General features: G+C 74.1%; 19 protein-coding genes. 14 read left to right on the forward strand and 5 right to left on the reverse strand.

Annotated features, from left to right (window positions below; genetic code table 11):
• Positions 1 to 5: 5 nt before the first annotated feature.
• Complete coding sequence (locus VFG42_RS23745) at positions 6 to 1238, reverse strand: GAF domain-containing protein (RefSeq protein ID WP_324911315.1); 1233 nt, start codon at positions 1236 to 1238, stop codon at positions 6 to 8.
• Between the two features lie 95 nt (positions 1239 to 1333).
• Between VFG42_RS23745 and VFG42_RS23750 the strand changes: the two genes are divergently transcribed.
• The 3 genes from VFG42_RS23750 (at position 1334) to VFG42_RS23760 (ending at position 5200) form a co-directional block, all read left to right on the forward strand.
• Entirely contained in the window at positions 1334 to 2830 is a 1497-nt protein-coding gene (locus tag VFG42_RS23750) for an aldehyde dehydrogenase family protein (protein WP_324911316.1), read from the forward strand.
• A gap of 151 nt (positions 2831 to 2981) precedes the next feature.
• Positions 2982 to 3863, forward strand: coding sequence for a thiamine pyrophosphate-dependent enzyme (locus tag VFG42_RS23755; protein ID WP_324911317.1), 882 nt, complete (start codon positions 2982 to 2984; stop codon positions 3861 to 3863).
• Positions 3860 to 5200, forward strand: coding sequence for an alpha-ketoacid dehydrogenase subunit beta (locus tag VFG42_RS23760; RefSeq protein WP_324911318.1), 1341 nt, complete (start codon positions 3860 to 3862; stop codon positions 5198 to 5200). Before VFG42_RS23755 ends, VFG42_RS23760 begins: the two co-directional genes overlap by 4 nt.
• 115 nt (positions 5201 to 5315) lie before the next feature.
• Here VFG42_RS23760 and VFG42_RS23765 read toward each other — a convergent pair whose 3' ends face one another.
• The 3 genes from VFG42_RS23765 to VFG42_RS23775 all read right to left on the reverse strand — a co-directional run bounded on the left by VFG42_RS23765 (position 5316) and on the right by VFG42_RS23775 (position 7184).
• Positions 5316 to 6101: a hypothetical protein gene (locus VFG42_RS23765; RefSeq protein WP_324911319.1), complete on the reverse strand. Its 786-nt coding sequence runs from the start codon at positions 6099 to 6101 to the stop codon at positions 5316 to 5318.
• A gap of 189 nt (positions 6102 to 6290) precedes the next feature.
• Positions 6291 to 6914 carry a hypothetical protein gene (locus tag VFG42_RS23770; RefSeq protein ID WP_324911320.1) on the reverse strand — a complete coding sequence of 208 codons (624 nt, stop codon included), beginning with the start codon at positions 6912 to 6914 and terminating at the stop codon, positions 6291 to 6293.
• Positions 6915 to 6965: 51 nt separating this feature from the next.
• Positions 6966 to 7184 (reverse strand): hypothetical protein, encoded by a 219-nt coding sequence (locus VFG42_RS23775; protein ID WP_324911321.1) that lies wholly within the window; start codon positions 7182 to 7184, stop codon positions 6966 to 6968.
• A 43-nt stretch (positions 7185 to 7227) separates the two neighbouring features.
• Between VFG42_RS23775 and lipB the strand changes: the two genes are divergently transcribed.
• From lipB to VFG42_RS23820, 9 genes are all read left to right on the forward strand, one after another.
• Positions 7228 to 7926, forward strand: a complete 699-nt coding sequence (gene lipB / locus VFG42_RS23780; RefSeq protein WP_324911322.1) for a lipoyl(octanoyl) transferase LipB — start codon at positions 7228 to 7230, stop codon at positions 7924 to 7926.
• A gap of 35 nt (positions 7927 to 7961) precedes the next feature.
• The gene (locus VFG42_RS23785) at positions 7962 to 8381 is read left to right on the forward strand and encodes a hypothetical protein (RefSeq protein WP_324911323.1); all 420 of its coding nucleotides are present in this window, start codon (positions 7962 to 7964) and stop codon (positions 8379 to 8381) included.
• 13 nt (positions 8382 to 8394) lie between these two features.
• On the forward strand, positions 8395 to 9393 hold the full coding sequence (gene lipA / locus VFG42_RS23790) for a lipoyl synthase (RefSeq protein ID WP_349260451.1): 999 nt from the start codon (positions 8395 to 8397) through the stop codon (positions 9391 to 9393).
• Positions 9394 to 9421: 28 nt separating this feature from the next.
• Positions 9422 to 10195, forward strand: coding sequence for a rhomboid family intramembrane serine protease (locus VFG42_RS23795; RefSeq protein ID WP_324911324.1), 774 nt, complete (start codon positions 9422 to 9424; stop codon positions 10193 to 10195).
• A 5-nt stretch (positions 10196 to 10200) separates the two neighbouring features.
• Positions 10201 to 11154 (forward strand): D-alanyl-D-alanine carboxypeptidase family protein, encoded by a 954-nt coding sequence (locus tag VFG42_RS23800; RefSeq protein WP_324911325.1) that lies wholly within the window; start codon positions 10201 to 10203, stop codon positions 11152 to 11154.
• Positions 11155 to 11209: 55 nt separating this feature from the next.
• Entirely contained in the window at positions 11210 to 13045 is a 1836-nt protein-coding gene (locus VFG42_RS23805) for a diguanylate cyclase domain-containing protein (protein WP_324911326.1), read from the forward strand.
• Positions 13046 to 13122: 77 nt separating this feature from the next.
• On the forward strand, positions 13123 to 14340 hold the full coding sequence (locus VFG42_RS23810; protein ID WP_324911327.1) for an acyl-CoA dehydrogenase family protein: 1218 nt from the start codon (positions 13123 to 13125) through the stop codon (positions 14338 to 14340).
• Between the two features lie 2 nt (positions 14341 to 14342).
• Positions 14343 to 15452 carry an acyl-CoA dehydrogenase family protein gene (locus VFG42_RS23815; RefSeq protein WP_324911328.1) on the forward strand — a complete coding sequence of 370 codons (1110 nt, stop codon included), beginning with the start codon at positions 14343 to 14345 and terminating at the stop codon, positions 15450 to 15452.
• A 192-nt stretch (positions 15453 to 15644) separates the two neighbouring features.
• Entirely contained in the window at positions 15645 to 15848 is a 204-nt protein-coding gene (locus VFG42_RS23820; protein ID WP_324911329.1) for a cold-shock protein, read from the forward strand.
• 5 nt (positions 15849 to 15853) lie between these two features.
• Here the strand turns inward: VFG42_RS23820 and VFG42_RS23825 are convergent, their stop codons facing one another.
• Complete coding sequence (locus VFG42_RS23825; protein ID WP_324911330.1) at positions 15854 to 16477, reverse strand: TetR/AcrR family transcriptional regulator; 624 nt, start codon at positions 16475 to 16477, stop codon at positions 15854 to 15856.
• Positions 16478 to 16546: 69 nt separating this feature from the next.
• On the opposite strand from VFG42_RS23825, the gene VFG42_RS23830 reads away from it, so the two are divergent.
• Together VFG42_RS23830 and VFG42_RS23835 are read left to right on the forward strand one after the other, a co-directional pair.
• Entirely contained in the window at positions 16547 to 17356 is an 810-nt protein-coding gene (locus VFG42_RS23830) for an MBL fold metallo-hydrolase (RefSeq protein WP_324911331.1), read from the forward strand.
• A gap of 18 nt (positions 17357 to 17374) precedes the next feature.
• On the forward strand, positions 17375 to 19225 hold the full coding sequence (locus VFG42_RS23835; RefSeq protein WP_324911332.1) for an acyl-CoA dehydrogenase family protein: 1851 nt from the start codon (positions 17375 to 17377) through the stop codon (positions 19223 to 19225).
• Positions 19226 to 19238: the final 13 nt, after the last annotated feature.

Below are 19238 nucleotides of genomic sequence, written 5' to 3' on the forward strand. Positions count from 1 at the left end.
GCGCGTCAGGCCGTCCGCACCAGCCGCCGCAGGTGGCTGAGCGCCGCGGGGCGGCGGACGTCGTCGGGCGCGAGCCGCCCGACGAGGCGGCGCGCGGCCTCGAGGTCGTCGCGGCCGGCGGCGCAGGTCACCCAGCGCTCCAGCAGCGCCGGGTCCCCGGAGCGCAGGACCGCGGAGCGGACCCGGTGGTCCAGCGCCTCGCGGGCCTCGACGACCAGCGGGACCTCGGAGCGCGGCAGCAGCGGGCCGGGGTAGGCGGCGACGTCGGTCGCGGTCACGGCCAGGAAGTCCGCCCGCGGCGGCGCGGCGAGGCGGTAGGGCTCGGCCAGCAGCGCGCCGCCGAGGATGCGGCGCAGGCGCGACAGCTCGGCGCGGGCGGTGACCGGCTTGCCGAAGTCGCCGTAGAGCGCGATCGCGATCTCCTCGGCGGTCATGCCGTCGGGGCGCAGCGCGAGCAGGACCATCAACTCGCTGTGGCGGCGGGAGAGCGTCACGGTCCGGCCGCCGGCGAGCGTGACCTCGGCGCGGTCGCGGCCGAGGACGCGCAGCGACACGCCCTGCGTCGAGGCGGGCAGGATCACGGGCCGCTGCGCGAGGACGGCCTCGACCATCCGCGCCGCCGCGCCGACCAGCGCGAGCGAGTGCGGGTGCGCGGTCTGCAGCGGGCCGCTGAGGTCGAGCACGCCGAGCAGCTGGCCGGTGCGCGGGTCGTGCAGCGGCGCGGCGCTGCACGTCCAGCCGTGGACCGGCGTGGCGAAGTGCTCGGCGCTGAAGACCTGCAGCGAGTGGTCGAGCGCCAGCGCGGTGCCCATCGCGTTGGTCCCGGCGGCGGCCTCGCTCCAGCGCGCGCCGCGCATGAGGTGGACGCCCGTGGCCTGGTCGAGCATCCGCTCGTCGCCGTCGATCCACAGCAGCGTGCCGTCGGCGTCGCAGACCAGGACGACCTGCTGGCCCTCGGCCCGCACGTCGGCCAGCAGCTCGCGCAGCACGGGCTCGGCGGCGGCCAGCGGACTGCGCGCCCAGCGCTCCGACGCCTCGTCGGTCGGCACGGCCAGCGGGGCCAGGCCGCGCTGCGGGTCGATGCCCGCGGCCGCGCAGCGCCGCCACGAGTCGACGATCAGCCCGCGGACCCCGGGCGGCGGCGGCGCGCCGGCCAGCACCGCGTCGTGCGCGCGCGCCAACCGCAGCGCGCGTCGGCGCCGATCCCCCGTCGCGGGAAGCGCGGTCCAGTCGCTCATGAGACCCCGCGTTCGGTTGTACGCCGCTCGCAACGGACTTGCAACCCCCTCCGACGTAGCTTCGCGCCAAGACCCTTTTACGAAGGAGGCACTCAATGGCGCTCGACGCCACGATCGATCAGCACGCCCGCGAGTTCGTCACGCGGCACCACCAGATGCTGATCGGCAACGACTGGGTGGACGCGGCATCCGGTCAGACCTTCGAGACCTACGACCCGTCCACCGGCGACGTGCTCGCGACGATCCCCCGCGGCTCGTCGGAGGACATCGACCGGGCCGTGAAGACCGCCCGCGCGGCGTTCGACCCGGACGGCCCGTGGCGGCGCATGTCGCCGTCGGACCGCGGTCGCGCGATCCACCGCCTCGGCGACCTGATCCTCGAGCACGGCGACGAGCTCGCCACGCTGGAGACCCTCGACAACGGCAAGCCGCTGACGGTCGCCAAGGCGGCCGACGTACCGCTGGCCGCCGACCTGTTCCACTACATGTCGGGCTGGGCCAACAAGAACGGCGGCTCGACCCTGCAGATCTCGGTGCCCTACATGCCGGGCGCCGAATGGCACGCCTACACCTTGCACGAGCCGGTGGGCGTCGTCGGCCAGATCATCCCCTGGAACTTCCCGCTGCTGATGGCGGCATGGAAGCTCGGGCCGGCGCTGGCGTGCGGGTGCACGGTCGTCCTGAAGCCCGCCGAGCAGACGCCGCTCAGCGCGCTGCGCCTCGGCGAGCTGTGCCTGGAGGCCGGGATCCCGCCGGGCGTCGTCAACGTCGTGACGGGCTTCGGCGAGGAGACCGGCGCGCCGCTGGCCGCCCACCCGGACGTCGACAAGGTCGCGTTCACGGGCTCGACCGAGGTCGGCCGGCTGATCCTGCAGGCCGCCGCGGGCAACATCAAGAAGGTGTCGCTGGAGCTCGGCGGCAAGTCCCCCAACGTGGTCTACGCGGACGCCGACCTCGAGACGGCGATCCCGGGCGCGGCCAACGCGATCTTCTTCAACCACGGGCAATGCTGCGCGGCGGGCTCGCGGCTGTTCGTGGAGGAGTCGATCTACGACGACGTCGTCAGCGGCGTCGCCGAGCACGCCCGGAGCATCCAGGTGGGCCCGGGCCTCGACCCGCAGACCCAGATGGGGCCGCTGGTCTCCCAGGAGCAGATGGACCGCGTATGCGGGTTCCTGGCCAGCGGCGAGACCGAGGGCGCCGAGACCGTCGTCGGCGGCAAGCGCAAGGGCGACCGCGGGTACTTCGTCGAGCCGACGGTGCTCGCGGGGACCAACCCGCGGATGAAGGTCGAGGCCGAGGAGATCTTCGGCCCGGTCGTCACCGTGCGGCCGTTCGAGCGCGGCGCGACCCCGGGCGACGCCAACGCCACCAACTACGGCCTGGCGGCCGGCGTGTGGACCAAGGACCTGTCCAAGGCCCACCGGACGGCGAAGGCGCTGCGGGCCGGGACGGTATGGATCAACTGCTACAACGTGTTCGACGCGGCGCTGCCCTTCGGCGGCTACAAGGAGTCCGGCTGGGGCCGCGAGATGGGCGCCGAGGCGCTGGAGCTCTACACGGAGGTCAAGTCGGTCGTCACGCTCCTCTGACCTCTGACCACCGGGGGCGGCCGCACTCTCTCCTCCCGCCCCGTTCGGCCGGGCGTCGCGCCCGATCGCGCGTCCGCGCGATACGCTCGCGGCGCAGATGCTGGGCATCGCGTGCCCAACGTCCGCCCCGCCGCGATACGCTCGCGGCGCGATGCCCGGCCAACCACTCCCCGACGCCGCGACGGCCAAGGAGTGGTGGACCACGATGCTCCTGATGCGCCGTTTCGAGGAGCGTTCAGCGGAGCTGTACGGATCGGGGTCGATCGGAGGCTTCCTGCACGCGGCGCGCGGCGAGGAGGCGGTGGTGCTCGGCGCGGCGCGGGCGCTGCGGCCCGGCGACGCGGTGCTGACGACGTTCCGCGCCCACGCCTGGGCGCTGGCGCGCGGGACCGATCCCGCCGCCGTGCTGGCCGAGCTGCTGGGCCGGTCGGCCGGGACGTCGGGCGGGCTGGGCGGGTCGACGCACGTCGTCGACCCCGACCGCGGGCTCTACGGCGGCTTCGCGATCCCGGCCGGGCACGCGCCGCTGAGCGCCGGCGTCGCGTTGAGCTTCGCCGCGCGGTCCTACGAGGGCGTGGCGCTCTGCCAGCTGACGCTCGGCGCGACCGCCGAGGGCGTGTTCGCCGAGACGCTGGCGCTGGCGGCGTCGTGGTCGCTGCCGGTCGTCTTCCTGGTCACGCACGACCTGGCGCACGACGCGCCGGCGCCCGCGGTGACCGAGCTGTTCCAGCGCAGCGCGGCGTCCGGGGTGGCCGGGCTGAAGTGCTCGGGCGTCGATCCGGTCGAGGTCCGCAAGTGCGTGGTCGAGGCGGCGCGGCGGGCGCGCGAGGAGCGCCACCCGACGCTCGTGGAGGCGATCGTGCGCCGCGCGGGCGAGGGCGCGGTCGACCCGGTCGCGGCGTTCGCCGAGCGGCTGACCGGCAAGGGCGTGCTGTCGGACGCCGAGCGCGACGCGATCGAGGGCGCGGTGCGCGACCGGCTCGACGCGGCGACCGAGACCGCGGTGGCGTCACCGGAGCGCGACGCCGCGTGACGCGCGAGCTGAGCTACCGCGAGGCGCTGCGCGAAGCGCTGCGCGCGGCGCTGGCCGAGGACGACCGGGTGATCCTGCTCGGCCAGGACGTGGGCACGCGCGGCGGGTCCTACGGCGTGACCGCCGGGTTGTTGGAGGACTTCGGCGCCGGGCGCGTGCTCGACGCGCCGTCGTCGGAGGCGGCGATCGTCGGCGTCGCGATCGGCGCGGCGATGACCGGGCTGCGGCCGGTGGTCGAGCTGACGACCGCGACGTTCGCGGGCCTGGCCTACGACCAGCTGGCCCACCACGCGGCGCCGCTGCGGACCATGACCGGCGGGCGCGTGCACGCGCCGATGGTGCTCCGGATGCCGCAGAGCGCGGGCGGGCGGCTGGGGCCGGTGCACTCCAGCAACGTCGAGGCGTTGATGCATCACATCCCGGGGCTGACGGTCTGGGCGCCGTCCTCGCCGGGCGACGCGCACGGGATGCTGAGCGCGGCGATCCGCGGCGAGGACCCGGTCGTCCTGCTGGAGCACACGTTGTTGTATGACACGGTCGGGCCGGTGGAGGTCGACGAGCGCGAGGCCGCGCCGTTGCGGGCCGCGCGCCGGCGCGACGGCGACGACGTGACGCTCGTCGCGACGTCGCGCATGGTCGGCCTCGCGCAGGCCGCGGCGCGGGCGCTGACGGGCGAGGGGGTCGACGCGGGCGTCCTGGACCTCCGCGCGCTGCGCCCGCTCGACGAGCCCGCGATCCTCGACGCCTGCGGGGCGACCGGCCGCGCCGTGCTGGTCGAGGAGGGCCCGCCGCAGGGCGGGATCACCGCGACGCTCGCCGCGCTGCTGCCGCGCACGATCGCCGTCGCCCGCGTGACCGGCGCCGACGCGCCGGTGCCCTACGCCGCGTCGCTGGAGGCCGCGGCGCTGCCCAGCGCGGAGCGCATCGCGGCGGCGGCCCGGACGCTGCTGGCCGAGGAGCGCGCGGCGACGCCGCGGCCCGCGCCGGCCCCGCCGGGCCCCTCCGCGCCCGCCTTCACCACCACCGCCCCGGTCGACGTCGAGTCGCTCCTCGCCACCCACCGCGCCTCCGGCACCGCGCTCGCCACCCTCCTCGCCGACGCCGTCGCCGACCTCCTCCCCACCGCGATCGTCATCTCCGGCACCGACACCATCATCTTGGGCCACCCGACCCCCGGCCCCGCGCCGACCACCCTCACGCTCGGCCCCATCACGACCCGCCCGACCGTCACCTCCGGCGCCGTGACCATCCACCACACCGCGCCGCTGACGCTGACGACCACCACCCACGCCGACGGGGCGGCGCTGTTCGCGTCGATCCGCGCGCGGCTGTCCTGAGACGCCGAGCGCCCGGAGCGTCTCGCTCGGCATCGAGATCGCGGTCCGCACGCCCGTGCGCAGGACCATGGCGCGGCGGTCACCGCGCGGGAAGGGGATCGGCGCGCGAGCGGCGCTACTGGCCCGCGCCGCTGCCCAGGCCCGTCAGGATCCCGCCGACGGCTTGGCCGGCCTGGGTGACGGTGGTGCCGACGGCTTGGCCGACGCCGGAGACGGTGGAGGCGACGTTGGGCGCGGCGGGTGCGAGGGTCTGGGCGGCGCCGGTGGTCGTGGAGGAGACGATGCCGCCGGCGGCGGCGGTCGTGGTCTGGACGGCCTGCGCGGCGGCGTCGGTGACGCTCGAGGGCGCGACGGGCACCGGCGGCGTCGGCGTCGGCGTGGCCGGAGGCGTGGGCGCGGTGCCGCTGGAAGAGGTCGTGGTGGGCGTGGTCGTCGCGGTCGACGACGCGCCCGCGCCCGCGCCGGAGACCCCGGAGGGCTCGTGGGACGGCGCCGTGGCCTGCGACGGCGACGTGCCGCGCGGCGCGCCGCTCACGCCCGGGGAGGACGTCGCGGGCGTCCGGTCCGCGCCGCGCTCGCGCACGTCGTCGACGCTCGCGCGCCGGCGCTCCACGCGCCGCTCGTCCACCCGCCGCACGACGGCCGCGACGGCCGCCCGGCGCACCGGGACGGTGGGCAGCGCGCTCACCGCCGTGTCGTCGCCCGCGCGCAGCGCGGCGCCGCCGTTGGGCGCGGCGGCCAGCGCGGTCGCGCCGTCGCCGGTGCGATCGCCCGGGTCGCGCATGTTCGGCCAGCCGTGGAACGCGACGCCGGCGGAGAGGATCGCGAGCAGGAGGCCGCCCGCCGCGATCACCGATCCCGACGCCCCCACCACACCCGCGAACGCTCGCAACCTGCGCATCCGCGACCGACATCGGTAGGGCCCGAACTTTCCTTGATGTCAACGGCCTGACAAGCTCGGAATCCGGTCCGACGTCGCTTGGCCCCGCGACCGACCGGGAACGCGCGCCAGCTAGTGTCGTGATTCATTCATTCGGTCGCAGCATTCCGGGATGCTCGGAGGCGGCCAGCGAATGAATGAATCACGACACTAGCCCCGGAAGTGCCCGGGGTTGTCCTCGCCGGCGACGGTCGCGTTGGGCCGCTGGTCCGGGTCGGCGCGCACGATCGTGCGCGGATCGTCGGTGCGCACGACCACGCAGAAGTCGCGCTGGGGATCGGGCCCCTCGAAGCAGCTGCGGTACACGCCGGGCCCCGGATGCCACGTGTCCTGCCCCCTCAGCGGCAGGTACCGCTTGGGCGCGCGATGGCCGGCGAACGCCCGCGCCTCGGCCACCGCGAAGGCCATCGTCCGGTCGTCGGCGCGCAGCGTCGGGCGGTGCAGCAGGCCGCCGACGAGCAGCACCGCCGACAACGCCGCCAGGCCGACCGCCCCGGCGAAGTCGGCGGCGACCTCGCGCGGCAGGTCGGGTCGGCGCCGCCGCAGCAGCGGGCCGCCCACCTTGGGCACGACCGCCACGACGATCATGTTCAGCAGGCCCGCCGCCAGCAGGCTGCCGATCAGCGTCGAGCGGCCGCCCGCGAACGGCAGCCGCGACAGCACGACCGTGTCGAAGACCGTCAGGACGCAGAACGCCGGCCACTGCCAGGCCCCCGCCAGCCGCCAGCGCAGGCGGGCACGCCACTGGGCGATCGGGGCGCGTTCGGCGGCCATCTCCCGACCGAGTGTGCCACGCGCCGCGCGGCCCGCCCACGGGGCGCCCCGCTACGCGGGCATCTGCAGAGCGAGGTGCTCCGACCACTCGGGATCGATGTCGGTCAGCGTCTGCACGATCTCGATCCGGTGCTCCTCGTCCTCCAGGGGGTAGACGCGGGTGTCCCCCTCGTCGCCCGCCTCGGCCCGCAGGTCGGTCTGCTGCTCGAGCTCGTCCAGGATCCGCTGGCCCTCGTCGTCCTTGGCCAGGAACGTGATGCTGTCGGCCATGACGACCGCGCTACCCGACCGGCGGCCTTCTACCATCGTGGACATGGAGCTCTGGAGCGTGCACCTGGGCCGCGTGCCCTACCGCGAGGGGCTCGCCCTGCAGCAGCGCGTCCGCGAGGCCCGCCGCCAGGACCTGATCCCGGACACGATCCTCACGCTGGAGCACGACCCGGTCTACACGCGCGGCCGCCGCTCCGACCCCGCCGAGCTGCCCTTCGGCGACGCCTGGTACGCGGAGCGCGGCATCGACGTCGTCGACGTCGACCGCGGCGGCAAGGTCACCTACCACGGGCCCGGGCAGCTCGTCGCCTACCCGATCGCGCGCGTGGACGACGTCATGGCCTTCGTGACCCAGCTCGAGGACGCCATGGTCGCCGCCCTGCGCGAGGAGGGCATCGCCGACGCCCGCGGCCGCGCCGCCGACGGCCGCGACTTCACCGGCGTCTGGGTCGGCGACGACAAGATCGGCTCGATCGGCCTGCACATCTCCCACGGCGTCACGATGCACGGCCTGGCCATCAACCTCGACGACGCGGCGCTGGAGCCCTTCACCTGGATCGTCCCCTGCGGCCTCGGCGGCGTCGCGATGACGTCGGTCGAGGCGCTCACCGGCCGCGCGGGCCGGCTGGACTGCGTCCGCAAGCGCGTGACCCACCACCTCGCGCGGGCGCTCGACGCGCGCCAGCGCATCGTCACGCCCCAGCGCCTCGAACGAGCGCTGACCGCGGCGCCCGTCGCCTGAAGCCGCCGCGCCCGCACGCCGATGCGCTCCGGGCCATGGACGGCCCCCTCGCGATCCTCCTCGTCATCCTCGCCGCGACGATCCCCGCGGCGCTCATCCACGAGCTGGGCCGCGCGGCCGCCGCGCTGGCGCTGACCCGCGGCCGCGTGTGCGTCCTGCTCGGCGCCGGGCGCACGCTCTTCACCGTGCGCGTCGGCCGCCTGATGATCGGCGCCAACCGGACCTGGCTGTGGGGCGGCGAGTGCCTGCACGCGCCGACCGCCTCCAAGCGCCGCAGCACGCTGATCCTCCTCACCGGCCCGCTGGCCGGCAACGTCGCCTTCGCCGTCGCCGCCGCGCTGGCGGTCACGTGGAACGCCGGCGCCAGCGACCGCCCGCTGGCACAGCTCGGCCTGTTCGTCTTCGCGCTCGTCGCGCTCACGCGCGCGAGTGTGGATCTCGTCCGCGCTCGCTAACGTCCCAGCCGCGATGGCCGCGGAACCCAGCACGAGCAAGCGCGAGCACAAGACCCGCTCACGCGCCAACCCCGGTGGCATGGACGTCCTGAAGGTCCTCGGGCCCGACGTCCTCGACCTCCGCGAGCGCAAGCCGAAGTGGTTCAAGGTCCCCATGCCCGGCGGGCCGAAGTACCGCGAGCTGAAGGCCAAGATCGCCGACGACAACCTGCACACGGTCTGCCAGGAAGCGGCCTGCCCGAACATCGGCGACTGCTGGGAGCGCGGCACCGCCACGTTCATGATCCTCGGCGACACCTGCACGCGCCGCTGCGGGTTCTGCCACGTCAAGACCGGCAAGCCGACCTGGAACGACCCGCTGGAGCCCGCGCGCGTCGCCCGCCAGGTCGCGCGCATGGGCCTGCGCCACGCGGTGATCACGTCGGTCGACCGCGACGACATGCCCGACAAGGGCGCCCACGCGTTCGTCGGCGTCATCCGCCAGATCCGCCGCCAGGCGCCCAACTGCAAGGTCGAGATCCTCACGCCGGACTTCCAGGGCCTCGACATGCCGCTGGCCAAGGTCATCGCCGAGCGGCCCGACGTCTTCAACCACAACGTCGAGGTCGTCCCGCGCCTGTACCCGATCGCCCGCCGCGGCTCGACGTGGGAGCGCTCGCTGCGCGTCCTGCGGACCGCCAAGGAGATGGGCGGCGACGCCGTCACGACCAAGTCGGGGTTGATGGTCGGCCTCGGCGAGACGTTCGACGAGATGGTCGACGCGCTCGGCCAGCTGCGCGCCAAGGACGTCCAGGTCATCACGATCGGCCAGTACCTGCGCCCGACCGAGCGCCACCTGCCGCTCGTCCGCTACTGGCACCCCGAGGAGTTCGACGCGCTGGCCGCCGCGGGCATGGAGATGGGCTTCGACCACGTCGCCGCCGGGCCGCTGGTGCGCTCCTCCTACCACGCCGACGAGCACGTCCCGCAGGCCGAGCCCGGGACCGGCCCGCTGGCCGCGACCGCCGGATAGCGTTCTCGGGGCCGACCCGCCCCGCCGCGTGTTCCCCCTCAAGGACAACATCCCCACGACGACGTTCCCCGTCGTCACGATCACGCTGATCCTGGCCAACGTCCTGTCCTACTTCCTGTGGCAGAAGGGCGGGATCCTCCACGGGCCGTCCAACGCCAACGTCATCGACTACGGGTGGATCCCGTGGGAGGTCAAGCACCTCGGCCAGCAGTGCATGGCGGTCCAGGGCGGCGCCGCCATCGCCTGCGGCAAGGACGTCCACGGCCAGGCCCCGGTCTGGGTGACCGCGTTCACGTCGATGTTCATGCACGGCTCGGTGATCCACCTCGCGGGCAACATGTTGTTCCTGTGGATCTTCGGCAACAACGTCGAGGACGCGATGGGCCGCGCCAAGTTCATCGTCTTCTACCTGCTCGGCGGGCTCGCCGCGCTGGCCGGCCAGACGCTGATCGCCGGCGGCACCGGCGACGTCGTCCCGCTGGTCGGCGCGTCGGGCGCGATCGCCGCCGTGCTCGGCGGCTACATCCTGCTCTACCCGCGCGCCCGCGTGCTGACGGTGATCTTCGTCATCTTCTTCTTCACGCTGGTCGAGCTGCCCGCGATGGCCGTGCTCGGGATCTGGTTCCTGGAGCAGATCGCCTTCGGCGCCGCCGGCCTCACGGACCCGGCGGGCGACAGCGGCGGCGTCGCGTACTTCGCGCACATCGGCGGCTTCGCCTTCGGCCTGCTGGCGATCCGCGCGTTCGCGCACCGCCAGAACCCGGCCTACAACAACGGCCGCCCCCGGGGCGCGGTGGTCTGAGGCCGGTGCGTGCCGTCCTGCGCATCGTCGCCCTCGTCGCGCTGCTGGTCCTCGCCGGCTGCGGCACGTCCGACGACGCCACGACGACGACCAGCCGTCCGGACTCCGGCGCGCCGGTCGAGCCGCTGCAGGCCGCCAACGGCCCGGTCGCGCCCGCGGCGGCGACGTCGCCGCTGACGCTCGCGCTGGCGGGCACGCAGGACGTCGTCTCGCTCCGCTTCGGCCACCCGCCGCGCGCCGGGCTGCTGTTCGACCTCGACACCGGCAAGGTGCTGTGGCGCAAGGACCCGACGCGGGTGCTTCCGATCGCCTCGGTGACCAAGATGATGACCGGGCTGGTCGTCACCGACCACGTGCCGGACGGCTCGAAGGTCCGCGTCACCAAGGAGGCGCTGGCCTACCAGGGCTCGGGCGTCGGCGTGCTGCCCAAGGACAAGTGGATCGGCGTCAGCGCGATGTTGTACGGCTTGCTGCTGCCGTCGGGCAACGACGCGGCGATCGCGCTGGCCCAGCGCACCTCGCCCGACCACACCGTGCCGGGCTTCGTCCGCATGATGAACGCGCGCGCGGCGTCGATGGGCCTGACGTGCACGCACTACTCGACGCCCAGCGGCTTCACCGACCGCGGCAACCACTCGTGCGCCGCCGACCTCGCCGTCGAGGCGCGCGCCGTGCTCGACACCCCGCGCCTGGCGAACATCGTCAAGCGCCGCGAGGCGGTCCTGCCGTTCCCGATCAAGGGCGGCAAGCTCTACCTCTACAACCACAACCCGTTGTTGAAGGAGAACTACCCGGGCACGCTCGGGATCAAGACCGGCTTCACCGACGCCGCGGGCCGCTGCCTGGTCGCCGCCGTCAAGCGCGACGGCCGCCGCCTCGGCGTCGTCCTGCTGCACTCGCCCGACCCGGGCGGGCAGGCCGTGAAGCTGTTCGATCGCGGCTTCAAGGCCCTCGGGTAGGCGCTTCGTCCAGGCGGGCTGGACGCGCGTCCGGCCCGGCCGAAGATCGGGGCGAATGGGTCTCCTGCCTCCGACGCCCCCGAACGAGCCCCAGCGCCTGGCCGCGCTGCGGCGCCTGCGCCTGCTGGACTCCGAGGCCGATCCGGCCTACCAGTCGCTGGCCGAGCTGGCCGCCCGCCTGCTGGGCACGCCGATGGCCGCGGTCAGCCTGATCGACGCCGACCGCCAGTGGACCAAGGCGGGCGTCGGCCTCAGGCACGGCGACGAGGATCCGCGCGACGTCGCGTTCTGCGCCCACGCGATCGGCCACGACGCCGACCCGTGGGTGGTCGCCGACGCGGCCGCCGACCCGGACTTCGCCGACAACCCCCTGGTCACCGGCGGGCGCGTCGGCTTCTACGCGGGCGCGCCCGTGCGCACCGCCGAGGGCCACAAGATCGGCACGCTCTGCGTGATCGACCCGACGCCGCGCGAGCTCGACGAGGCCGGGCGCGAGACGCTGCGCGCGCTGGCCGCCGCGGTCGGCGCCCACGTCGAGGTCCGCCGGCAGCAGCTCGTCGCCGACGAGCGCCACGCCGAGCTGCAGGCGATCCTGGAGGCCACGCCCGACGCGTTCCTGCGCCTGGACGGCGACGGCGTCGTCCTGGCGATGAACGCCGCCGCCGAGACGCTCTTCGGCTGGGACCGCGAGGTGCTCACCGGCCTGCGCGTCGGCGACACGATCGTCCCCGAGGGCCTGCGCCAGGCGATCGCCGCAATGCTGCACCGCGCCGGCGACGAGGGCGTCCGCCACCGCCGCCTGGAGGCCCCGGCCCGCCATCGCGACGGCCGCCAGATCCCGGTCGAGCTGACGATCGGCGCGACCGAGACCGACGGCGAGGCCCGCTTCAACGTCTTCCTGCGCGACATCAGCGACCGGCTGGACCGCGAACGCGAGCGGCGCGAGGAGACCGCCGCGCTGGCCGCGCTGGCCGACGTCACCAGCCGCCTGGCGCGCGGCCTGGACGACGCGGTCGTCCGCGACCAGCTCTGCCACGCCGCCTGCCGCGTGGGCGACGCCGCGGGCGCCGTCCTGCTCGTGCCCGACGACGAGGGCGCGCTGATCGCCGCCGGCGGCACCGACAGCGCGCTGCGCGAGACGCGCGTCGCGCCCGGCATGCGCTCGGTCGTGCTCGAGTCCTACACGTCGGGCGACCCGATGTTCGTCGGCGACGCGCTGGCCGAGGGCTGGCCGCTGGCCGCCCGGCACGACGCGCGCTCGATCGCCACGCAGCCGATCAAGCTCGACGGACGCTGCATCGGCGTGCTGGTCGTCTACTGGCACGACGTCCGGCAGCTGAGCGACCGCCGCAGCCGCCTGCTGGTGCTCCTGGCCCACGAGGCCTCGACCGCGTTCGCCCGCACCGCGCTGGTCGCCCGCCTGGCGCGCCAGTCGCGCACCGACGCGCTGACCGGCGTGCTGAACCGCCGCGCGCTGGACGACGAGCTGCACCTGGCGCTGCTCAACGCGCGCCGCGACGACGCGCCGGTCTCGGTCGCGATCCTCGACCTCGACCACTTCAAGGCCTACAACGACACCTACGGCCACGGCGCCGGCGACCAGCTGCTCAAGGGCGCCTGCGCGGCGTGGAGCGGCGCGCTGCGCGCGGGCGACGTCCTGGCCCGCTTCGGCGGCGAGGAGTTCGTCGTGCTCCTGCCGGGCTGCGGGGCGGCGGACGCCCGGGCGATGATCGACCGCCTGCGCGCGGCCACGCCCTCCGGCCAGACCTGCTCGGCCGGCGTCGCCCAGTGGGACGGCGCCGAGGACGCCGGCGCGGTCGTCGAGCGCGCCGACCGGGCGCTGTACCGCGCCAAGGACGGCGGGCGCGACCGGGTCGAGCTGGCGGCCTGACCGTCTGACTCGACACGTCGTCTACAGTTCCCGTCCTACCGACTGGCTGGTCAGCCAAATCAGGAGGACGGGAGAGCGTGGATCTCAACGACTCGCCGGAGCAGGCCGCGTACCGGGAGCAGGTGCGCAGCTGGCTCGAGGCCAACAAGGCGGCGGCGCCGCCGGTGCGCTCGACGCGCGCGGGCGCCGAGGACAGCGAGTACCTGGCCGCGCGGCGCGCGTGGCAGGGCAAGCTCGCCGAGGGCGGCCTGGCCGGCACGACGTGGCCGGCGGAGCTCGGCGGCCAGGGCAAGGGCCCGATCGAGCAGGTGATCGTCAACCAGGAGCTCGCGCGGGCGCAGGTGCCCGGCATCCTGGACGTCATCGGCCTCGGGATGCTCGGGCCGTGCCTGATCGCGCACGGCACCGACGCGCAGAAGCAGCGCCACCTCGGCCCGATGCTGCACGGCGACGAGGTCTGGTGCCAGCTCTTCAGCGAGCCCGCCGCGGGCTCGGACCTGGCGGCGGTGCAGACGCGCGCGGTCGTCCAGGACGACGGCTCGTTCGCGCTCAACGGCCAGAAGGTGTGGACGACCAACGCGCAGTTCGCGTCGTTCGGCCTGCTGCTGGCGCGCACGAACCCCGACGTGCCCAAGCACAAGGGCATGACGATGTTCATCGTGGACATGAGCGCGCCGGGCGTCACGGTCCGCGGCCTGCGCCAGATCTCCGGCGAGGCGGAGTTCAACGAGGTCTTCTTCGACGACGCGCGCGTGCCCGCCGAGAACGTGGTCGGCGGCGTCGACAACGGCTGGGCGACCGCGCTGACGGTCCTGATGTTCGAGCGCCTGACGATCGGCCTGGGCTCGCAGGGCTTCGGCTACGACGCGGCGCGCTTCGCGCGGGCCATCGGCAGCGACCCGGTCGCGCGCAAAGACAAGGCCGTGCGCAAGGCGATCGGCGAGATCGGGACCGACCTGCTGGCGTTGCGCTTCGCCTCCTACCGCGGGCTCAGCGCGCTGTCCCAGGGCCAGATCCCCGGTCCGGAGTCCGGGCTGGCGAAGGTCACGACGGTCAACGCCGCGATCGCCGCCGGCGACCTGATCGCCGACGTCCTCGGGCCCGACGCCCTGGACGAGGACGAGTCCGAGTGGGCCTACATGATCTCGTTCCTGCCCGGCCTGAAGTCCGCGGGCGGGACCGAGCAGATCCTGCGCAACACGATCGGCGAGCGCGTGCTGGGCCTCCCGCCCGAGCCGCGGCTGGACAAGGGCATCCCGTTCAGCGAGTTGCGCACGAAGGAAACGGTGGCCTAGCCATGGATCTCTCGCTGACCGACGAGCAGGAGTTCCTGCGCGAGGCCGCGCGCGGCACGCTGTCGCGCTTCAAGGTGATCGAGGCGGCGCGCGCCGCGCTGGACGACGGCCTCGGCGAGCTGCCCGACCTCTGGCCCGCCGCGCGCGAGGCCGGCTGGCCCGGGCTGCTGATCTCCGAGGCCCGCGGCGGCGCGGGCCTGGGCGTCTTCGACGCGATGCTCGTCGCCGAGGAGACCGGCCGCGTGCTGGCCCCGGTGCCGTTCCTCGGCCTGCTGCCCGCGACCGCGCTGCTGGACGCCGCGGGCTACGACGGCCTGGAGGCGATCGCCGCCGGCGAGGTCCGCCCCGTGTGGATCCCCACGCGGCCGCCGGGCGACCTGGAGATGAACTGGACGGTCGACGGCCCGGGCGCGGCCCGGCCCGCCGCGCCGGTGATCGAGGGCGACGGCGACAGCGTCCGCGTGACCGGCCGCGCCGCCTACGTCCCCGACGCCCCCGGAGCCGACCTGCTGGTCGTCGTCGGCGTCGACGGGACCGTCGCGGCGGTCGAGGCCGACGCCGACGGCGTGACGATCGAGCAAGTCGTCCGCTATGACGTGACACGCGCTGTCGCACACGTCTCGCTGAAGGACGCGCCGGGACGGTTGTTGTCCGTCTCGTCCGACGCTGCGGCCGACGGCTGGTACGTCGCCCAGGCGCTGATCGCCGCCGAGGCGGTCGGCACGGTCCAGACGACGCTGGAGATGAGCGTCCAGTACGCGAAGGAGCGCTTCACGTTCGGACGCGCGATCGGGTCCTACCAGGCGATCAAGCACGAGCTGACCGAGGTGCTGCGGCGCCTGGAGAACGCGCGCTCGCTGCTGTTCTACGCGGGCTGGGCGCGGGACTCCGGACCCGACGAGTGGCCGCTGGCCGCCAGCGCCGCGCGATCGGCCGCCGGCGGGGCGCTGGACTTCGCCTCGCGGTCCAACATCAACGTCCACGGCGGCATCGGAGCCACCTGGGAACATGACGCACCGCTGTACTTCCGACGGGCCCAGCTGACCCGCCGGCTGGCCGGCGGACACGGCGACGCGACCGATCGCGTGGCTGAGCGCCTTCTTGCAGCTTGAGTGAACGAACCCCTCGTGCCGGTGGGAAAGCCCTTCCCACCGGCGCTCTGGGTTGCTACGGTGCCGCGCGACAGGGCCGGTGAGCTGGCTGTACCGGCTAACAGAGCAGCGTGTTGGCGTCGCAGTGGTTGGTTGTCTCGAAGCACCTCCTCGCGTCCGGCAGCACACCCCACGTAGGAGAGCGAGACACATATGCCGCAGGGCGTCGTGAAGTGGTTCAGCGACGAGAAGGGGTTCGGCTTCATCACCCCGGACGAGTCGGGCAAGGACCTGTTCGTCCATCACAGCGACATCCAGGCCGACGGCTTCCGCACGCTCGCCGAGGGCGCGCGCGTGGAGTACAGCACCGAGGCCGGGGCCAAGGGCCCGAAGGCCGTCGAAGTCCGCGCGATCTAAGCCGCTTAGCTCGCGTACTTCCGGCGCGCCCGCGGCGCGGCGAGCAGCGTGCGCATCGCACGCCAGCCGCGCCCGGGCGCGTCCGCGTCACCCGTCAGGTGGCGCGCCTGGTTGACCCCCATCGCAATGGCATTGAGTCCGAACGCGATGTCGTAGGGGTCGGTTCCGCGCGGCAGGTCGCCGTCGCGGATCGCCTGCCGCGCCTCCTCGGCGAGCACGCCCATCCACCGCCGGTGCATCGCGACGACCGCGTCGCGCACTCGCCCCGGGCGATCGTCGAACTCGCAGGAGGCGGCGGTGACGAAGCAGCCGCCCGGGAAGACGTCCCGGCCGAGGTAGTCCAGCCACGCGTCGGCGATCGCCAGCAGGCGCCTGCGACCGGCGGGGACGTCCTGGACGCGGTCCCAGATCTCGCGGCGGTAGACCGCGGTCGCGCCGCCGAGCGCGGCGAGCTGCAGGTCCTCCTTGGTGCCGAAGTGGCCCAGGACGCCGGCCTTGCTCATGTCCAGGTCGGTCGCCAGGCGGCCGATCGTGAGCCCCTCCAGGCCCTCGACGGAGGCGAGGTCGACGGCGCGCGCGACGATCGCCTCACGGGTCCGGGCGGCGTCGGCTTGCGAGCGGCGGGGCATGGCGCCGAAGTTTACCGACCGATCGGTCGCTATTGACATAGCGACCGATCGGTCGTTAACTGCCCGGCCATGAACATCAGGCGATTGGGTTGGGCAGGCGTCGAGCTGGAGGCCGACAGCGGCGAGCGGGCGGTGATCGACGTGTGGACGCGCGCGGACTCGATGCGCCAGTTCATCGGCGACGCGCTGACCGAGCTGCCCGCGCCGGCCGAGGGCGCCGCGCGGCTGGCGCTCGTCACCCACCTGCACGACGACCACTGCGACCCCGACGCGATCGCGGCGGCGCTCGGCGAGGACGGCCTCCTGCTGCGCCCCGCGCCCGACACCGGCGAGTTCCTGGAGATCGCCGCGACGCTGCCCGCCGAGCGGCGGCTGGTCGAGCTGGGCGTCCGCCAGCGCTTCGTGCGCGAGTGGGAGACCGTGACCGTCGGCGCGTTCGCCGCGACCGCGATCCCCTCCGTCGACGGCTTCGGCGACCCGCAGGTCGGCTGGGTCGTGGAGGCCGACGGCACGCGGGTGTCGCACCACGGCGACACGCTCTTCCACGGCTCGTGGTGGAAGATCCGGATGCGCCTCGGCGCGCCCGACGTCGCGTTCCTGCCTATCAACGGCGCGCTCGTCTCCCTCCCCCACCGACAGCCCGGCTCGCCGCTGAACGCGGTGCTGACCCCGGACCAGGCGGTCGCCGCCGCGCGGCTCCTCGACGCCGGGCTCGCGGTGCCGATCCACTACGACGCGGTCCACGCGCCGCCGGTCTACGCCCAGGTCGACGACCCGGCGGGGACGTTCGCGCGCGCGGCCGAGGAGGCGGACGTCCCGTTCCGCGTGCTCGGCGTCGGTGAGAGCCTGGTCACAGAGGGCGCGCATCCGCCGCGTTGACCGGGTAGTCAACGGGGCATGGCCACCGACGTCAGCGAACGCGAAGCACGCCAGGTCGCCGAGGACGCCCGCGAGAACGAGTGGAACCTGCCGAGCTTCGGCAAGGAGCTGTTCCTCGGCCACCTCGACCTCGACCTGATCCACCCTCAGCCCCAGCTGGACCCCGCGGCGGTCCAGCAGGGCGAGGCGTTCCTGAAGGACCTGCGCTCGTTCCTCAGCGAGCACGTCGATCCGCTGGAGATCGAGCGCGAGTCCAAGATCCCCGAGGCCGTCGTCGAACGGCTGAAGCAGCTCGGCGCCTTCGGCATGAAGGTGCCCAAGGAGTACGGCGGGCTCGGGTTGTCGCAGGTGTACTACAACCGCGCGCTGACGCTCGTGGGCTCGGTGCACTCGTCGTTGGGCGCGCTGCTGAGCGCGCACCAGTCGATCGGCGTCGCCGAGCCGCTGCTGCACTTCGGCTCCGAGGAGCAGAGGCGGCGGTGGCTGCCCAAGGTCGCCAAGGACCACGTCAGCGCGTTCCTGCTGACCGAGCCCGACGTCGGCTCCGACCCCGCGCGCGTCGGGACCACCGCCACGCCGTCGCCGGACGGCAAGGACTACGTGTTGAACGGCACCAAGCTGTGGGCGACCAACGGCGCGATCGCCGACGTCGTCGTGGTGATGGCCAAGGTCCCGAAGTCCGACGGCCACCGCGGCGGGATCAGCGCGTTCGTGCTGCCCTACGACACCGCCGGCATCACGGTCACGCACCGCAACGCGTTCATGGGCCTGCGCGGGATCGAGAACTCGGTCACCGAGCTGAAGGACGTCCGCGTCCCGGCCGAGAACCTGATCGGGGAGGAGGGCCAGGGGCTGAAGATCGCCCTGACCACGCTGAACACCGGCCGCCTCGCGCTGCCCGCGATCTGCCTGGGGACGACGAAGCTGGCGACCAAGCTCGCGCGCGAGTTCGCCAAGGAGCGCGTGCAGTGGGGCCAGCCGGTCGGCAAGCACGACGCGGTCGCGCAGAAGATCGCGTTCATCGCGGCGTCCTCGTTCGGCCTGGAGGCGATGCTCGACGTCTGCTCGCGGATGGCCGACGACCGGCAGCGCGACATCCGCATCGAGGCGGCCATCGGCAAGTTGTACGGGTCGGAGATCGGCTGGAAGGTCGTCGACGAGCTGGTGCAGATCCGCGGCGGGCGCGGCTACGAGACCGCCGCGTCGCTGAAGGCCCGCGGCGAGCGCCCGGTGCCGACCGAGATGTTGATGCGCGACATGCGCATCAACCGCATCTTCGAGGGCTCGACCGAGATCATGCACCTGCTGATCGCGCGCGAGGCCGTCGACCAGCACCTCGCGGTCGCGGGCGACATCCTGGAGCCGGAGACCGGGCTGGGCGACAAGGCCAAGGCCGGCGTCGCGGCGGCGAAGTTCTACACCAAGTGGCTGCCGCGGCTGGTGGTCGGCGAGGGCACCAGGCCGTCGTCGTTCTCGGACTTCGGCGAGCTGGGGACGCACCTGCGCTACGTCGAGCGCGGCGCGCGCAAGCTCGCGCGGTCGACGTTCTACGCGATGGGCCGCTACCAGGCCAAGCTCGAGCGCAAGCAGTCGGTGCTCGGGCGGATCGTCGACGTCGGCGCCGAGCTGTTCGCGATCGCCAGCGCGGTCGTCTACGCCCAGACGCTGCAGCGCGAGCAGCCCGAGCGCGCCGCCGAGGCCCTGCGGCTGGCCGACCTGTTCTGCCGGCAGGCGCGGCGCCGGGCCGACGCGCTGCTCGCGGAGCTGTTCGACAACGACGACGACCAGGCCTACGCGCTGGCCCAGGACGTCCTGGAGGGATCGTTCGCCTGGGACGAGGAGGGCGTCCTCGACCTGTCGGCGGGCTGACGACCGGCATCGC

Origin of the sequence: Baekduia sp., assembly GCF_035685985.1 — a bacterium.
In the GTDB taxonomy this organism is placed as follows: Bacteria; Actinomycetota; Thermoleophilia; order Solirubrobacterales; family Solirubrobacteraceae; genus Baekduia.

What these genes read in the sequence shown, in the direction of transcription:
- VFG42_RS23815 (WP_324911328.1), top strand. Translation starts at nt 14,343, where the DNA reads ATGGATCTCTCGCTGACCGACGAGCAGGAGTTCCTGCGCGAGGCCGCG.
- VFG42_RS23755 (WP_324911317.1), top strand. Translation starts at nt 2,982, where the DNA reads ATGCCCGGCCAACCACTCCCCGACGCCGCGACGGCCAAGGAGTGGTGG.
- VFG42_RS23820 (WP_324911329.1), top strand. Translation starts at nt 15,645, where the DNA reads ATGCCGCAGGGCGTCGTGAAGTGGTTCAGCGACGAGAAGGGGTTCGGC.
- VFG42_RS23745 (WP_324911315.1), bottom strand. Translation starts at nt 1,238, where the DNA reads ATGAGCGACTGGACCGCGCTTCCCGCGACGGGGGATCGGCGCCGACGC.
- VFG42_RS23765 (WP_324911319.1), bottom strand. Translation starts at nt 6,101, where the DNA reads ATGCGCAGGTTGCGAGCGTTCGCGGGTGTGGTGGGGGCGTCGGGATCG.
- lipB (WP_324911322.1), top strand. Translation starts at nt 7,228, where the DNA reads ATGGAGCTCTGGAGCGTGCACCTGGGCCGCGTGCCCTACCGCGAGGGG.
- VFG42_RS23770 (WP_324911320.1), bottom strand. Translation starts at nt 6,914, where the DNA reads ATGGCCGCCGAACGCGCCCCGATCGCCCAGTGGCGTGCCCGCCTGCGC.
- VFG42_RS23785 (WP_324911323.1), top strand. Translation starts at nt 7,962, where the DNA reads ATGGACGGCCCCCTCGCGATCCTCCTCGTCATCCTCGCCGCGACGATC.
- VFG42_RS23750 (WP_324911316.1), top strand. Translation starts at nt 1,334, where the DNA reads ATGGCGCTCGACGCCACGATCGATCAGCACGCCCGCGAGTTCGTCACG.
- lipA (WP_349260451.1), top strand. Translation starts at nt 8,395, where the DNA reads ATGGCCGCGGAACCCAGCACGAGCAAGCGCGAGCACAAGACCCGCTCA.
- VFG42_RS23805 (WP_324911326.1), top strand. Translation starts at nt 11,210, where the DNA reads ATGGGTCTCCTGCCTCCGACGCCCCCGAACGAGCCCCAGCGCCTGGCC.
- VFG42_RS23775 (WP_324911321.1), bottom strand. Translation starts at nt 7,184, where the DNA reads ATGGCCGACAGCATCACGTTCCTGGCCAAGGACGACGAGGGCCAGCGG.
- VFG42_RS23825 (WP_324911330.1), bottom strand. Translation starts at nt 16,477, where the DNA reads ATGCCCCGCCGCTCGCAAGCCGACGCCGCCCGGACCCGTGAGGCGATC.
- VFG42_RS23830 (WP_324911331.1), top strand. Translation starts at nt 16,547, where the DNA reads ATGAACATCAGGCGATTGGGTTGGGCAGGCGTCGAGCTGGAGGCCGAC.
- VFG42_RS23835 (WP_324911332.1), top strand. Translation starts at nt 17,375, where the DNA reads ATGGCCACCGACGTCAGCGAACGCGAAGCACGCCAGGTCGCCGAGGAC.